Source organism: Acidovorax sp. FHTAMBA (assembly GCF_038958875.1).
Lineage (GTDB): Bacteria > Pseudomonadota > Gammaproteobacteria > Burkholderiales > Burkholderiaceae_C > Acidovorax.
Genome location: NZ_CP152407.1, coordinates 2,622,179 through 2,638,002 on the forward strand (window position 1 = coordinate 2,622,179; position 15,824 = coordinate 2,638,002).

General features: G+C 65.4%; 13 protein-coding genes. 6 read left to right on the top strand and 7 right to left on the bottom strand.

Features of this window, described 5'->3' with window-relative positions; translation table 11 throughout:
- Positions 1–25: 25 nt before the first annotated feature.
- Both AAFF19_RS12370 and AAFF19_RS12375 read right to left on the bottom strand, forming a co-directional pair.
- Positions 26–973, bottom strand: coding sequence for a 4-hydroxyproline epimerase (locus AAFF19_RS12370; protein ID WP_008906282.1), 948 nt, complete (start codon positions 971–973; stop codon positions 26–28).
- Positions 974–1,010: 37 nt separating this feature from the next.
- On the bottom strand, positions 1,011–1,928 hold the full coding sequence (locus tag AAFF19_RS12375; protein ID WP_342720266.1) for a dihydrodipicolinate synthase family protein: 918 nt from the start codon (positions 1,926–1,928) through the stop codon (positions 1,011–1,013).
- 252 nt (positions 1,929–2,180) lie between these two features.
- Between AAFF19_RS12375 and alaS the strand changes: the two genes are divergently transcribed.
- Both alaS and AAFF19_RS12385 read left to right on the top strand, forming a co-directional pair.
- The gene (alaS, locus tag AAFF19_RS12380; protein WP_342720267.1) at positions 2,181–4,808 is read left to right on the top strand and encodes an alanine--tRNA ligase; all 2,628 of its coding nucleotides are present in this window, start codon (positions 2,181–2,183) and stop codon (positions 4,806–4,808) included.
- A 104-nt stretch (positions 4,809–4,912) separates the two neighbouring features.
- Positions 4,913–7,903, top strand: a complete 2,991-nt coding sequence (locus AAFF19_RS12385) for an HD domain-containing phosphohydrolase (RefSeq protein ID WP_342720268.1) — start codon at positions 4,913–4,915, stop codon at positions 7,901–7,903.
- Positions 7,904–7,907: 4 nt separating this feature from the next.
- Here the strand turns inward: AAFF19_RS12385 and AAFF19_RS12390 are convergent, their stop codons facing one another.
- From AAFF19_RS12390 to AAFF19_RS12410, 5 genes are all read right to left on the bottom strand, one after another.
- A complete protein-coding gene (locus AAFF19_RS12390) occupies positions 7,908–8,960 on the bottom strand; it encodes a GGDEF domain-containing protein (protein ID WP_008906286.1) in 1,053 nt (350 codons plus the stop codon).
- 38 nt (positions 8,961–8,998) lie between these two features.
- On the bottom strand, positions 8,999–9,754 hold the full coding sequence (trmB, locus tag AAFF19_RS12395) for a tRNA (guanosine(46)-N7)-methyltransferase TrmB (RefSeq protein WP_008906287.1): 756 nt from the start codon (positions 9,752–9,754) through the stop codon (positions 8,999–9,001).
- A complete protein-coding gene (gluQRS, locus tag AAFF19_RS12400) occupies positions 9,751–10,734 on the bottom strand; it encodes a tRNA glutamyl-Q(34) synthetase GluQRS (RefSeq protein ID WP_342720269.1) in 984 nt (327 codons plus the stop codon). The genes trmB and gluQRS overlap by 4 nt, the downstream gene beginning before the upstream one ends.
- Positions 10,731–11,864 carry an FAD-dependent oxidoreductase gene (locus AAFF19_RS12405; protein ID WP_182119147.1) on the bottom strand — a complete coding sequence of 378 codons (1,134 nt, stop codon included), beginning with the start codon at positions 11,862–11,864 and terminating at the stop codon, positions 10,731–10,733. Before AAFF19_RS12405 ends, gluQRS begins: the two co-directional genes overlap by 4 nt.
- A gap of 97 nt (positions 11,865–11,961) precedes the next feature.
- Positions 11,962–12,900, bottom strand: coding sequence for a LysR family transcriptional regulator (locus AAFF19_RS12410; protein ID WP_342720270.1), 939 nt, complete (start codon positions 12,898–12,900; stop codon positions 11,962–11,964).
- 104 nt (positions 12,901–13,004) lie between these two features.
- Between AAFF19_RS12410 and AAFF19_RS12415 the strand changes: the two genes are divergently transcribed.
- From AAFF19_RS12415 to AAFF19_RS12430, 4 genes are all read left to right on the top strand, one after another.
- Positions 13,005–13,706 carry a pirin family protein gene (locus AAFF19_RS12415; RefSeq protein WP_342720271.1) on the top strand — a complete coding sequence of 234 codons (702 nt, stop codon included), beginning with the start codon at positions 13,005–13,007 and terminating at the stop codon, positions 13,704–13,706.
- A gap of 67 nt (positions 13,707–13,773) precedes the next feature.
- Positions 13,774–14,187 (top strand): DoxX family protein, encoded by a 414-nt coding sequence (locus AAFF19_RS12420; protein ID WP_008906292.1) that lies wholly within the window; start codon positions 13,774–13,776, stop codon positions 14,185–14,187.
- Between the two features lie 107 nt (positions 14,188–14,294).
- Positions 14,295–14,855: a flavodoxin family protein gene (locus AAFF19_RS12425; RefSeq protein ID WP_008906293.1), complete on the top strand. Its 561-nt coding sequence runs from the start codon at positions 14,295–14,297 to the stop codon at positions 14,853–14,855.
- Between the two features lie 76 nt (positions 14,856–14,931).
- On the top strand, positions 14,932–15,816 hold the full coding sequence (locus tag AAFF19_RS12430; RefSeq protein WP_182119144.1) for a pirin family protein: 885 nt from the start codon (positions 14,932–14,934) through the stop codon (positions 15,814–15,816).
- The last annotated feature ends 8 nt before the right edge of the window (positions 15,817–15,824 follow it).

Consider the following 15,824-nt stretch of genomic DNA (forward strand, 5'->3'; position numbering starts at 1 on the left):
GGCCGTGCGGATGGAAGGAGGCGGTTTACAGCCGGATGCCCCAGCCGAACGGGTCCGCCTCGTCGATCAGCAAGGTCGCTTCCGCGCTCATGTAGGCGCGGCCACGCATTGTGGGGATGACCTTGCCATCGTCCTGCAGCGTGTAGCTGGCCTCGAACTGGCTGCCGATGATGCTGGCCTGGCGCCAGAGTGCACCCGGTGCCAGCTTGCCGTCAGCCGCCAGGCAGGCCACCTTGGCGCTGGTACCCGTGCCGCAGGGCGAGCGATCATAGGCCTTGCCGGGACACAGCACATAGTTGCGACTATCGGCGGGGTCATCGGCTTGGTCATCGTCGGCAAACAGCTCGATGTGGTCGATCTCGCCGCCGTCGTCACCCCGAATGCCCTGGTCTTTGAGGGCCTGCTGCACGGCGCAGCTGTAGCCCATCAACGCCTCCAGGTTGTCGCTGGCTACACGCTGGCCGTGGTCCGAGATCAAGAAGAACCAGTTGCCGCCCCAGGCCACATCGCCGACCACGCGGCCATAGCCGGGCACCTCGATGGCCAATGCGTGGTGCAGCCGGTAGGCGGGCACGTTGCGCACGCTGACCGATCCATCGGCGTGCAGGGTGGTGGTGACGGTGCCCACGGGTGTCTCGATGCGGTGCTCGCCAGGCTGGATGCGGCCCAGGTAGGCGAGCGATGCGACGAGGCCGATGGTGCCGTGGCCACACATGCCCAGGTAGCCGCTGTTGTTGAAGAAGATCACGCCCGCCGTGTTGGCAGGGTCTTGTGGCGCACACAGAAGGGCCCCCACTACCACATCGCTGCCACGCGGCTCCAGCACGGTGGCGGCCCGCCAAGCGTCGTGGCGCTCGGCCAGCAGCGCACGCCGCTCGGCCATGGTGCCAGTGCCCAGGTCTGGAAAACCGTCGATGACAAGCCGGGTCGGCTCGCCGCCCGTGTGGGAGTCGATCACGTGGATGCGTTGCATGGTGCTCTGGTGGTGGTGCAGTAGGGCGCTCAGTGTCTCAGGCGACAGACTGGTATTTTGTAGGGCGCGTGGCCAGGGCCTTGCGCACCACGCTCTCCACAAACGCACGTTCGTCGCCCACCAGGGGCAGGCGGGGGCGGCGCATGTGTTCGGTGCCCACACCCACCAGTGCGTCGATGAGCTTGAGGTTCTGCACGAGCTTGTTGGACACATCCAGGTGCAGCATGGGCGTCATCCACTGGTAGAGCGGCAGTGCCTCGGCAAATTTGCCAGCCTTCATCAGCTCGTACAGCGCCACGGTCTCGCGCGGGAAGGCGCAGCCCACGCCAGCCAGCAGGCCGTCGCAGCCCAGCGCCAGGCCTTCGTAGGCGAGGTCGTCCACGCCCAAAAAGAGTTGGTAGCGGTCGCCCACGGTATTGCGCAGGTCGGTGATGCGGCGGATGTCGCCCGTGCTTTCCTTGATGGCGGCGATCCACTCGCAGTCGGCCAGCTCCACCATGTGTTCGGGTTTCAGGTCCACGCGGTAGGCCACGGGGTTGTTGTAGACCATCAGCGGGCGCTGGGCAGCGCCCGCCATGGCGCGCACGTTGGCCATGGCTTCGCGCGCGTCGGCCACGTAGATCACCGAGGGCATGACCATGTAGCCGGCCACGCCGAGCTTGTTGCCGCCGTCGATGTACCGCAGGGCTTCGCGGGTGCTGGTTTCGGACACGTTGGCGAGCACTGGTACGCGGCCGTCAGCGGCTTCGAGGGCGATCTTGGCAACCTGGAGCTTTTCTTCCAGGCTGAGGGTGCTGGCCTCGCCGAGAGAACCGCAGGTGACCAGCCCGTGGATGCCGTTGCGGATCTGGAAGTCGATGTGGCGGGCCGTGCCCTCGGCATCGATGGACTCGTCGGCGTGGAACTTGGTGGTGATGGCAGGGAAGATGCCTTGCCAGCGGGGTTGTGGGTTCACAGGGTGCTCCTTGGGTGCGATGGGCGATGAAGTTATTAATATATTAACAAGATATTTGAATGGCGCAAGCGGATTTTCAGCATTCCTTGGACTGGTCGCAGGCTGCATCCGTCCGGGCCTGTCTCCCTCCTGCCACGTGCCACACACCTGCAAACCTATAATGAAAGGTTGGTCCCCATAGGGGCAGCGACAGGCAACGCGCAGGTGCGCAGCCTGCGGCCTGCCTGCTCCGTGCAACCACTCCACAACACCATGAGCACACCCACTTTTTCTGTCGCTGACATCCGCAAGTCCTTCCTGGACTTCTTCGTCTCCAAGGGCCACACCGTGGTGCCGTCAAGCCCCTTGGTGCCGGGCAACGACCCCACGCTGATGTTCACCAACTCGGGCATGGTGCAGTTCAAGGACGTGTTCCTGGGCACCGACAAGCGTTCGTACAACCGGGCGGTGTCCGTGCAGGCCTGCCTGCGTGCGGGCGGCAAGCACAACGACCTGGAGAACGTGGGCTACACCGCGCGCCACCACACGTTCTTTGAAATGCTGGGCAACTGGTCGTTTGGCGACTACTTCAAGCGCGAGTCGCTCAAGTGGGCCTGGGAGCTGCTGACCGAGGTCTACAAGCTGCCGCCAGAGCGCCTGCTGGCCACGGTCTATCAGGAAGACGACGAGGCCTACGACATCTGGACCAAGGAAATCGGCCTGCCGCCCGAGCGCGTGATCCGCATCGGCGACAACAAGGGCGGCCGCTACAAGTCCGACAACTTCTGGATGATGGCCGACACCGGCCCCTGCGGCCCGTGCAGCGAAATCTTCTATGACCATGGCCCGCACATTGCGGGTGGCCCTCCCGGCAGCCCCGATGAAGACGGCGACCGTTTCATCGAGATCTGGAACAACGTGTTCATGCAGTTCAACATGGACGAGACGGGTGCCGTGACCCCGCTGCCCGCACCCTGCGTGGACACCGGCATGGGCCTGGAGCGCCTGGCCGCCATCCTGCAGCACGTGCACAGCAATTACGAGATCGACCTGTTCGACCAGCTCATCAAGGCCGCTGGCCGCGAGACCGGTGTGACCGACCTCAACAACAAGAGCCTGCGCGTGATTGCTGACCACATCCGCGCCACCGCCTTCCTGGTGAGCGACGGCGTGATCCCCAGCAACGAAGGCCGCGGCTACGTACAGCGCCGCATCGTGCGCCGCGCCATCCGCCACGGCTACAAGCTGGGCAAGAAGACCCCGTTCTTCCACAAGCTGGTGGCCGACCTGGTGCGCCTGATGGGCGATGCCTACCCATCGCTGCGCGCGCAGGAGCAGCGCATCACCGAGGTGCTGAAGGTGGAAGAAGAGCGCTTCTTTGAAACGCTGGCCAATGGCATGGAAATCCTGGACGCTACCCTGGACGGCGGCGCCAAGGTGCTGCCGGGCGACGTGGCCTTCAAGCTGCACGACACCTACGGCTTCCCGCTCGACCTGACCAATGACGTCTGCCGGGAGCGCGACGTCGAAGTGGACGAAGCAGGCTTCAAGACCGCCATGGAAAAGCAGAAGGCCCAGGCCCGCGCGGCCGGCAAGTTCAAGATGGACAAGGCGCTGGAGTACAGCGGTGCGGCCAACCAGTTCACGGGCTATGAGAATCTTGCGGAGACTGCAAAAATAGTAGCAATCTACGTAGACGGGACAAGCGCTGCAGCCCTGAAAAGTGGTCAAAACGGCGTGGTGGTGCTCGACACGACCCCGTTCTATGCCGAAAGCGGCGGCCAGGTGGGTGACGAGGGCGTCATCACCAGCGGATCGGCCAGGTTTGCCGTGGGCGACACGCTCAAGATCAAGGCCGATGTGTTTGGCCACCACGGCACGCTCGAAGAGGGCACGCTGAATGTGGGAGACACGGTGCAGGCCCAGGTGAACACCGCCGTGCGCGCCGCCACGGTGCGCAACCACTCGGTCACGCACATCATGCACAAGGCCCTGCGCGAAGTACTGGGCAGCCACGTGCAGCAAAAGGGCAGCCTGGTCAATGCCGACCGCACGCGTTTTGACTTCACGCACAACGGCGCTGTGACCGCTGCAGAGATCCGCGAGATCGAGCGCCGCGTCAACGAAGAAATCCTGTCCAACCAGCCCACCCAGGCCCGGGTGATGGACATCGAATCGGCCCAGAAGACCGGCGCCATGATGCTGTTTGGCGAGAAATACGGCGAAACCGTGCGCGTGCTAGACATCGGCACCAGCCGTGAACTGTGCGGCGGCACGCACGTGCAGCGCACGGGCGACATCGGCCTGTTCAAGGTGGTGGGTGAGGGCGGCGTGGCTGCTGGCATCCGCCGCATTGAGGCCGTGACCGGCGCCAACGCACTGGCGTACTTGCAAAACCTGGAAGACACCGTTAACCAGGCCGCCAGCACCCTCAAGGCGCCGGTGGCCGAACTCAATGGCCGCATCAGCCAGGCGCTGGACAACGCCCGCGCGCTCGAAAAGGAAGTGGCGGCCCTGAAGGGCAAGCTGGCCTCCAGCCAGGGCGATGAGCTGGTGAACCAGGCCGTGGATGTGAAGGGCATCAAGGTCCTGGCCGCCGCGCTGCCTGGCGCCGACGCCAAGACGCTGCGCGACACCATGGACAAGCTCAAGGACAAGCTCAAGACGGCCGCCATCGTGCTGGCTGCGGTGGACGGCGACAAGGTGCAGATCGCTGCGGGCGTCACGGCCGACAGCGTGGGCAAGGTCAAGGCTGGTGAACTGGTGAACTTTGTGGCGCAGCAAGTGGGCGGCAAGGGCGGCGGCAAGCCCGACATGGCCATGGCTGGCGGCACCGATGCCTCCAGGCTGCCAGCGGCGCTGGCCTCGGTCGCAGGCTGGGTGACGCAGCAGCTGGGCTGATACCCGCAGCGGGGCACGATGGCGGCGCGGGTCGCTGTGGTGGGGTGGCCCTTGTTGCCAGATAACGGGTGACGGAACACCGGCTACCCCCTACATTCAAGCGCATGGACCCCTTGCGCGAAAGCCTGCACGATCCGCTGCCTGCCGACGGCACCCGCTCCAGTCTGTCGGGTCCCGAGGTTGCCCACCCGCCCTGGTGGCGGCGTTTCACCATACCGTTCGAGGTGGTGATTGCGTCGGTGGTGGTGTCGGCCATGGTGCTGCTTGCGGTGCTGCTGGTCTACCAGGTGGGCACCAGCGCGCGCCAGGCCATCATTGCGGCGTCGGATGACAGTGCGCTGCACATCAGCCAGTTGATCAGCGAACGGGTGCACCATGTCGTGGACCCGGCCGATGCCACGCTGCGTCTGCTGGCGTTTGACCCCATTGCCTCTGCCACCAGCTTGCAGACCCGGTTGCGCCGCCTGCCGGTGTTGGTTCGCCTGCTGGAGCAGAACGCCTTGTTGTCGGCGGTGTTCATCGGGTACTCCGATGGACAGTTTTTGCTGGTACGCCCGCTGCGCAATGCGACGCTGCGTGCCCGGCTGGAGGCACCTGCAGAGGCGGCCTTCCTGGTGCAGTCCATGGCGCGGGAGCGGGGCACGGCGGGGGCAGCAGGCACTGCGGGCCTGACCGGCCGCTGGAACTACTACGACGCACAACTGAAGCTGCTCGATTCCTCGGTGCGGCCCAACTACCGCTATGACCCCCGCTCCCGTCCCTGGTACGCCCTGGCGGCTGAACGCAACACACAGGTTCTCACCGCACCCTATCTGTTTTTCACCACGCAAGAGGTGGGGGTCACGCTGAGCCAGCCCAGCGAGGACGGCCGCGCGGTGATTGGCCTGGATGTGGCGCTCACCGATCTGGGCCAGGAGATTGGCGAGCTCCGGCTCGTACCGCGCACCGAAATCGCCGTGGTGGACCAGGACCGCCGCGTGCTGGTCTACCCGGACATGTCCCGCGTATGGGTGCGCGAAGGCAACGACACCAGCCTCCAGCTGCGAACCCTGGAGGAACTCGGCGTACCCAGTTTCCAAGGCTTGCAAGGTATTGACCTCAAGGCGGGGGTCACGCGCCGGCTCGAGGCAGATGGGGAGGAGTGGTTGTTCAAGGTCCTGTCGCTCAAGTCGCAGCGCTGGGAAGGTCTGCACATCCTGATGGCCATCCCTACCCGCGAGCTGTTGGCAGATGTAAACGAGAACCTTCGGCGGCAGGTGTGGCTGTCCCTGGCGTTGATTGCGCTGATGCTGCTATTCGGGTGGCTGGCCGGAAGGCGGGTGGGGCGCAGCCTCTCGGGGCTGGCCCTGCAGGCGCAGGCCCTGGCGCGGTTCGATTTCCGGCGCCCGAGTCGTCGCATGTCACCCGTGCGCGAGGTACGCGCACTGGGCCAGGTGATGGACCGCATGTCGGACACCATTGAAGAGTTCCTGCACATCACGCACCATATCAGCGCCGAGTCACGCATGGACGTCATGCTCTCCAGTGTGCTGTATGAGCTGGTGCGCGCCACCAGCTGCACGGGGGGCGCGGTGTACCTGGTGGAGGCGCAGCGCACGGGCCTTGCGCGCACCGCAAGGTACTGCGAAGACCCGGAGCAGCAGGCGCGCTACCCGGACCACCTGCCCATGGCGTTTTTCATCAACCCGGCAGAGCCGCAGGACGGCGATGCCCAGGACGACGATCAGGCCCTGCCCCAGCGTGCACTGAGAGTGCAGCTGCGCACGCGCGATGGGCAGCCGCTGGGCCTGCTGGTGCTGCGCTACCGTTCCAACCAGCAGCAGGCCGATGTTCACTTCAGGGCGTTTGTCGAAAAACTCTCCGGCACGCTGTCGGTGGCCATCGAAACACGCAGCCTGATCGAAGGGCAAAAGAAGCTGTTCGATGCCGTCATCCGCCTGCTGGCCGACGCCATCGATGCCAAGAGCCCCTACACCGGCGGACATTGTGAGCGGGTGCCCCAGCTGGCCGAATCCCTGATGCAACGGATGTGCGAGGCCAAGGACGGGCCATTTGCCCATGTGGCCATGACGGAGGCAGAGCGCTATGAGTTCCGTCTGGGTGCCTGGCTGCACGACTGCGGCAAGGTCACCAGCCCCGAGCACATTATCGACAAGGCCACCAAGCTGGAGGCGCTGTACAACCGCATCCATGAGGTGCGCATGCGCTTTGAAGTGCTGTGGCGCGATGCCGAACTGGACTACTGGAAGCAGCATGTATCCGGCGTGGACCCTGAGCGGCTGCAGCGCGAACTGCTGCAGCGGCGGGAGCGCCTGCAGGACGATTTCGCATTTGTTGCCCGCAGCAACGTGGGCGGTGAATTCATGGCCGAGACCGACGTGCAGCGCCTTGCCGCCATCGGGCGGCAGGTGTGGCAGCGGCATTTTGACGACCGGCTCGGGCTGTCGCAGGCGGAGATGGCGCGGCTGGCGAAGGTGCCTGCGCGCAGCCTGCCAGCCAACGAGCCCCTGCTGGCCGACCGGCCCGAGCACATCGTGCCCTGGGGCGCCCGCAAGCCGCCGGTGGAGGCAGACAACCCGGCCAACCGCTGGGGCTTCGACATGGTGGTGCCGCCCTTCGAGGCACACCTGGGCGAGCTGCACAACCTGTCGATCCGGCGCGGCACGCTCACCGCGGAAGACAGGTTCAAGATCAACGACCACATCGTGCAGACCATCATCATGCTCAGCGGTCTGCCGTTCCCGCCGCACCTGGCACGCGTGCCGTCCATTGCCGGGTCGCACCACGAGAAGCTGGACGGAACGGGTTATCCGAGGCGCCTGAAAGGAGCCGATCTCACGCTGGCCGACCGCGTGATGACCCTGGCCGATATCTTTGAGGCCCTGACCGCAGCTGACCGGCCCTACAAACCGCCCAAGACCCTGTCAGAGTCGCTCAACATCATGTCTCAGTTGGTGCGCGAGCAGCACATCGATGCCAGTGTGTTCCGCTTCTTCCTGACCAGTGGTGTCTGGCGCGACTACGCCGAGCTTTTTCTCGACCCCGCACAGCGGGATGCGGTGGATGTGGACGCGCTACTTGCGTCGTCAGGGTAGGGGTTCAGAAGAGTTCGACGTCGTCGTTGGCCACTTTGGCCGTCAGCTGGCCGCTGGCCACCAGGTCATCGTAAAAACAGACCTGGTTGCGCCCATGTTCCTTGGCGTAATACAGCGCCTGATCGGCCTGTCCCAGGATCTCCACCGGTGAGCCCTTGGCCGTGCTGACAAAGCCCATGCTCACCGTGACCCGGCCCACCTGAGGGAACGGATATTCCTGCACGGCGAGCCGAAAGCGGTTGAACACCTTGTGGGCCGTGGTCAGCGTGGTGGAGCGCAGCAGCACCACGAACTCTTCGCCACCAAAGCGGAAGATGCGGTCGTGGCTGCGGAATGAGCTGCGCAGGATGTTGGCGATCAGGATCAGCACCTCGTCGCCATACAGATGACCGAACCGGTCGTTGACCTGCTTGAAGTGGTCGATGTCCACCACGGCCAGCCACTGCTGCAAGGGTTCGCCTGGCTGGGATGCATCGTCGGCGGTAAGGGGCTCCGGCGCTGACGCCAGGCGGCCACTGACCATGCCGTTGAGCGAGGTGCGCGAGAACTGCTCGTCAAAGGTCTTGCGATTGAACAGGCCGGTGAGCGCGTCGCGCTCGCTGTAATCCAGCAGCCGCTGGTAGTTCTGATACACCTGAAAAACGCCCTTGACCACTTCGAGCTTGTGCGCCGAAAAGGGGCGCGACTGCGTGATCTCCAGGCACGTGGTGACCTTTTCATGCATCCACACGGGCAGCCACAGGACATGGCAACCCTTGCGGGGCGATACCAGCGCGCTGTCGCGGTGGTTGGCGATACATTCGCGCAGGGCGGTGTAGTTGTCCAGAGTCTCGCGCCGGGGGTCGGAGGCGGCTTCCGAATCGGTGGAGACGAGTTGCCCGTCCTCGATCCAGGTGCGGGGGCGGACATGGGATACACCGGCATCGGTGAAAAGCTCCAGCGCGCGCACCTCGATGATGCCGCTGAGCTTTTGCAGGGTGGACAACACCGACACCTCCAGCCGAAGGTGATCGCGGTGACCCGTCATCTCCACAAGGTTTTGCAGAATCGGTTTCATAGGCGTTGTGTACGGGCGCGTCCGGTGGGGGCTACGGTTCAGTTTCGGCGTACGAACACCACATCCCACACACCATGCCCGAGCCGAAGGCCGCGGTTTTCAAACTTGGTGAGGGGGCGGTAGTCGGGCTGCGGTGCGAAGCCGCTGGCGGTGTTTTGCAGCAGGGGTTCGGCGCCCAGCACCTGCAGCATCTGCTCGGCGTAGGGCTGCCAGTCGGTGGCGCAGTGCAGATAGCCACCAGGCTTGAGGCGGGCGGCCAGCTTGGCGACCAGCGGGGCCTGGATCAGGCGGCGCTTGTTGTGCTTTTTCTTGTGCCAGGGGTCGGGGAAGAAGATGTGCACGCCGTCGAGGCAGCCCGGCGGCAGCATGTGGTCGATCACCTCGACCGCGTCGTGTTGCAGGATGCGGATGTTCGTCAGTTCCTGCTCACCGATGCGCTTGAGCAGCGCGCCCACGCCGGGCTCGTGCACCTCGCAGCACAGAAAGTTGTCATCTGGCCGCACACGCGCGATGTGGGCCGTGGCTTCGCCCATGCCGAAGCCGATTTCGAGCACCAGCGGCGCATGGCGGCCGAAGGCTGCTGCAGCATCCAGAGGCGCGGGCGCATACGGCAGCACAAAACGCGGGCCAAAATCTTCAAAGGCCTTGGCCTGGCCCGTGGTGGTGCGTCCAGCACGGCGCACAAAGCTCTTGATGGTCTTGGGATGGCTCACGCCAGCGGGTGCCCCGCCAGGGGTTGCGGGGGCTGCTGCGGTCGCAGCGGTGGGGGCAGATGCGGTGGTCAGTTCGGTCACGGTGCGCCATTGTAGTTTCGTCGCCACGCGGTGACCCAGTAGGCGAGGGCATCGGGCAGGCCCTGCGGGTGTGGGTGTTCGGCGGGCAGCGCGGGAAGGCCCAGCACCTGCGCGGCGCTGGCCAGTGCCTGGAGCGGCTCGGTCAGGTCCAGCGCGCGCGCACCGTTTTGCTTGGAGAGCTTTTCGCCGTTGTCCCCACACACCAGGGGTGTGTGCAGATAGCGCGGCGTGGGCAGCCCCAGCGCCTGCTGAAGCAGGATCTGGCGTGGCGTGTTGTCCGCCAGGTCTTCGCCGCGCACCACGTCGGTAATGCCCTGGTCGGCGTCATCCACCACCACGGCCAGCTGGTAGGCCCACAGCCCGTCGGCCCGGCGCAGCACAAAGTCGCCCACCGTGTCAGCCACGTTCTGCTGCTGTGCACCCAGGCGGCGGTCCTGCCAGTGCACGATGCTGTTTGCTATTAAATTAGTAGCTGCTTGCGCTTTATGGATAAGTGCCGGAGGCTGTTTTGGTTTGAAATCCGTTGCATTGAACCGCCACGACCGCGCCGCACGCCCCTGCAGCCCGTGGCGGCAGGTGCCGGGGTAGGGCAGCGCGGCATGGCGTTCGCGGGCGTGGCCGCGCGCCGCGTGTACGTTTTCGATGTCCTTGCGGGAGCAGGCGCACGGGTAGGCATGGCCCTTCACCACGAGCTGGTCCAGTGCCTGGTGGTAGCGCTCGCCCCGCCGCGATTGCCATTGCGCTGGAGCGTCTGGCAAGAGGCCGCAGGTGGCCAGCTGCTGCAAGATGACCTCGTCGGCGCCGGGCACGCAACGGGGGGTGTCCACATCTTCAATGCGCACCAGCCAACTGCCGTGGTGCGCGCGTGCGTCCAGCCAGCTGGCAAGCGCCGCCACCAGAGAGCCCGCGTGCAGCGGACCCGTGGGCGACGGTGCAAACCGGCCCACATAGCGCAGCGCTGCCCCATCGGCTGCCGTCATGCAACGGCAAGTGCGAGTTCCAGGCCGGACACAAACGCGTCTTCCAGCCGGTGCCCGAGGCACCAGTCTCCACAGGCACCCAGTCCTGCGCCCGCATCCCATAGGTGGGTTTTGCCCAGGGGGTGGGTGGTTTGGGCATAACGCCAGCGGCGCGTGTCGGCGTGTGCTGGCGTGGCACGGATGCCGGTGACCTCGGCGAAGGCCTTGAGCAGCTTGGCCTGCACACGGGCCTCGTCGTCCTCCAGGTGTTCGGCCGACCAGGCGGGGCTGGCCTGCACCGTCCAGCGCTCCACCAGGTTGCGGCCGGGCTTGGACGACTCGCGCGCCAGCCAGGCGATGCGGTGGTGGGTGCTGCGCGCAGCGTTCCACTGCGGGCCCAGCGTGGTGAGGCCCGGGCGCACGGCCTGGGGGTAAGCAAGCATCAGCGTCCAGCAGGGTGCAATGGCCACCCGGGACATGGCGTCGGCCAGGGGTGTATCCAGTCCCGAGCTGGAAATCAGGGCCTGGGCAGGCACTGCGGGTTGTGCCAGCAGCACGGCGTCGAAGCCTGCATACACATGCTGGGCACCGCCAGCACCCTCGGTGCGAAGCTGCCATCCCGGTGTGTTCAGCGCATCGCGCTCGATGCGCGTCACGCGGGTTTGCGTGATGAGTTGCCCGGCCTGCACCAGGGGCTCGGCCCAGGTGGCGACCAGCGATTGCATGCCGGGGCTGGCCACCCAGTGGGCCTCGCGGTGCGGCAGGCCCACGGCGGCCACACGGCCCGCGGCATCAAGCACCTGCACGGAGTTGGCGCTCCAGCGCTTGCAGATGCCGGGCACGGTGTCGATGGCGCGCGCAAAACGCGGATCGCGCACGGTGAAGTACTGGGCGCCCGCGTCAAAGTTGCCAAAAGGGGAGTCGATGGTGGCGGTGCGGCCGCCGGCCTGGGAGGATTTCTCGAACACCGTCACGCGGTGCCCGGCCTGCACCAGGGTGCGCGCGCAGGCAATGCCCGCCATGCCCGCGCCGATGATGGCGAAGTGGCGCTGCGGTTTCCCGGATCGGGTGGAGGGGGTGGGCGTAGCTGCGGGTGCGGGGGCGCTGGTGCGTCGGAGCCGTTTGGCGGGGAGAGGATCAGGTTTGCTCATGGAGGGCCTTTCGGTGACGTGCGGCGATTGAAATGCAATGCAAAACCAACACCAACCACTCTACACGCGGTAGGGCGCACGTCGCACTTGATCAAGGTCACAAATGATGGTGGTTTTCCAGCAGAGCGCGGCGTGTGGCGGGGCTTTGCAGCTGGTTCAGCCACCACTGCAGCGCCCGGCCCGGCGCGGTGAAGCCGGGGCCACCCCAGGCGTAGTGCACGCGCACGCTGCGCTCGGGCCGTGCCACGCGGCGCGTCACCAGGCGCCCGGCCTCCAGGTAGGGGCGCACCATGGGTTCGGGCAAAAACCCGCCGCCCAGCCCGCGCAGCTGTACACGCACCTTGGCCTGCATGGTGTCCACCGTCAGCACATCCTGCCCACCCAGCAGGCCCATGGTGGCGCCGCCGCGCGTGGCCGAATCGGCCACGGCCACGGCGCGGTGCTCCAGCAGCGTGGCATCGGAGATGGGCTCTGGCGCGCTGGCCAGCGGGTGGTGGGGCGCCACCACGTAAATGAAAAGCACTTCCCCCAGCGTGCCCTGCTGCAGGCCCGCCACATCGGTGCCCGGCACCGAAACCCCGATGGCCAGATCGGCCCGGCCCGAGGTCAGGTTCTCCAGCGTGCCTTTCATGATCCCGTCGCGCAGCTTCAGGCGCGTGGGGGGCTCCATGGCATAGAAGGCATCCACCAGCTCCAGCATGGTGTGGGGCGAGATGATGCCGTCCACCGAAATCGTCAGCTGCGGCTCCCAGCCGGTGGCCACGCGGCGCACGCGGTGGGCCACGGCGTCGATGTCCTGCAACAGGCGTGCGCCCTCGCGCAGCAGCTCGGTGCCCGCCTCGGTGGGGCGCGCCTGGCGCGAGCTGCGGTCAAACAGCAGCACATCGAGCGCATCTTCGATCTGGCGCACGCGGTAGGTGAGGGCGCTGGGCACCAGGCCCAGCTGCCGGGCCGCAGCGGCAAAGCTGCCTGCTTCGGCGATCACCTGCAGCATGGTCAGTGCATCGGGGGTCAGAACATCGCGTGCGTTTTGCATGGTGGCGCCATGTTAGTTCAGATTATTTGAATATTCCCATCAATCCAGCAGCCCCTGCTGGCCTGCCCGAAGTTCTACAGTTGAGTCTTGAAAGGAGCACTCACATGCTGACTGTTCGTAAATCGCAAGACCGGGGCCACGCCGACCATGGCTGGCTCAATTCCTTCCACAGCTTTTCGTTTGCCGGTTACTACGACCCGGCCCACATGGGCTTTGGCAACCTGCGGGTCATCAACGAAGACCGCATCGCCCCCGGCACCGGGTTTGGCACCCATGGCCACCGCGACATGGAAATCATCAGCTACGTGCTGTCGGGTGAACTCGCCCACAAGGACAGCATGGGCAACATCAAGGGCATTCCGCCCGGCGACGTGCAGCGCATGAGCGCAGGCACCGGTGTGCAGCACAGCGAGTTCAACCACGCAGCGAGCCAGACCACGCACTTCCTGCAGATCTGGATCGAGCCCAACGTGCGCGGCATTCCTCCCAGCTACGAGCAAAAGACTTTTGCCGAGGCAGAAAAACGCGGTGCGCTGCGTCTGGTGGCATCGCCCGATGGCGCGCAGGATTCGGTCAAGATCCACGCCGATGCCGCGTTGTATGCGGGTTTGCTGGATGGCGCGGACTCGGTCACACAGGCCCTCAATCCGGCGCGCAAGACCTATGTGCATCTGGTGCGCGGCGACCTGTCGGTGAACGGCCATGCGCTGTCGGGCGGCGATGCCGTGCTGATGGAAAAGGAAACCAGCCTGTCACTGACCGACGCCCGCAATGCCGAGGTGCTGGTTTTTGACCTGGCTCCCTGACGCACGCTTGTCCATCCCACCCTCCCTCCAACGTTCTTTAATTTCATTTTTTCACCAGGAGTTCATCATGTTCACATCCCTGCAAAATCCTCTGGCACTTGCCTCACGTCTTCTCTTGGCCGCATTGTTTCTGCCTGCCGGCATTGGCAAGATCACCGGTTTTGCCGGTACGGTGGGCTATATCAGCTCCGTCGGGCTGCCCATGCCCACCGTGGCAGCGGCGGTGGCGGCTGCCGTCGAGGTGCTCGGCGCGCTTGCGTTGATTTTTGGCTTTGGTACCCGTCTGGCGGCGCTGGCGCTGGCATTCTTCACGCTGGTGGCCAGCTTCTTCTTTCACGCCTACTGGAGCCTGCCCGCTGACCAGCAGATGATGCAGCAGCTGATGTTCTTCAAGAACGTGGGTGTGACAGGCGGCTTGCTGGCCCTGGCGGCCTTCGGCGCAGGCGGCTGGAGCGTGGATGCGCGCACCTCCGGCCGTTGAACTAAGGTTCAAAGACCTGTAGGCTGCAAGAGCGCTCCCGCGGGGATTGCATCCCGCGCGGGAGCGCAGTGCGTTTACTTCACCAGGGTTTGAACAGGAGTTTTTCGATGGCAGACATTGCGGTGGTTTATCACTCGGGCTACGGTCACACACAGCGCCTGGCCCAGGCTGTGGCAGAGGGCGCGGGCGCCGAGCTGATGGCCATCGACCCCGATGGCAACCTGCCCGAAGGCGGCTGGGAAACCCTGGCAGCCGCGCACGCCATCATCCTGGGTTCGCCCACCTACATGGCCGGCCCCAGCTGGCAGTTCAAGAAGTTTGCGGATGCATCGTCCAAGCCCTGGTTCAGCCAGGCCTGGAAGGACAAGCTGTTTGCAGGCTTTACCAACAGTGCCGGCACCAACGGCGACAAGCAGGTGACGCTGGACTATCTGTTTCACCTGGCTATGCAGCATGGCGGCATCTGGGTGGGCAACGGCATGATGCCGGCCAACTCCAAGGCAGCCACCCGCAACGACGTGAACTGGATCGGCTCCTACAGCGGCGCGATGGCGCAGTCGCCCTCCGACGCCTCGGCTGCTGAAATGTTTCCGGGCGATCTGGAAACCGGCCGGAGGCTGGGCCAACGCGTGGCGCAGATCGCCGCCAGGCTCGCGCTGTCATCGTGACCGGCCACCAGGGAGAATTGTTTATGCACCGCCCAAATTGTTCTTCACGCCGCGATGACGCAGCGGGAGACGTATCGTGAGCGCGCCCCTGCGCCTGGCAGGCCACGCCAAAGACCTGGGCGGCGGGTTTACGGTGCGGCGCCTGCTGCCTGCCGTGCAGCGCCAGGCCGTCGGGCCATTTTTGTTTTTCGACCATTTCGGACCTGTGACAGTGGAGCCCGGTGCGAGCCACGATGTGCGGCCCCACCCCCATATCGGGCTGGCCACCGTGACCTACCTGTTCTCCGGCGCCATCCTGCACCGCGACAGCCTGGGCCATGTGCAGCAGATCGAGCCCGGCGCCATCAACTGGATGACGGCGGGGCGGGGCATCGTGCATTCCGAGCGCCGCCCGGAGAGCCTTGCGAATCAGGCCTATGTGAACCATGGCATCCAGCTGTGGGCCGCACTGCCGCTGGCCCATGAAGAGGCCGACCCTTCGTTTGTGCACACGCCCGCCGCTGCCATTGCCGAAGTGCAGGTGGGGGCCGCCACTGTGCGCGTGTTGATCGGGCAGGCTTTCGGGCAGACCTCTCCGGTGGCCACCTATTCGCGCACGCTGTACCTCGATGTCCAATTGCCTGCCGGTGCCACGCTCGACCTCCCGGCCCTGCTGCCGGAGATGGCGGTCTATACCGTGGATGCTGCGGTCCAGATCGATGGGGAAACCGTGGCCGCGCAGCGCCTGGCGGTGCTGGAGCCGGGCCAGGCCACCCACCTATCTGCAGGTGACAGCCCGGTGCGTCTGATGGTGATTGGGGGCGACGCGCTGGATGCGCCGCGCCACATGTGGTGGAACTTTGTCTCCAGCCGCAAGGAGCGTATCGTGCAGGCCGCCGCTGACTGGGATGCCCAGGCAATGGGCCAGGTGCCGGGTGAGGTGGAGTGGATTGCGCTGCCAGAGCGCCGCTTCAAGCCTTGACCGGTTTG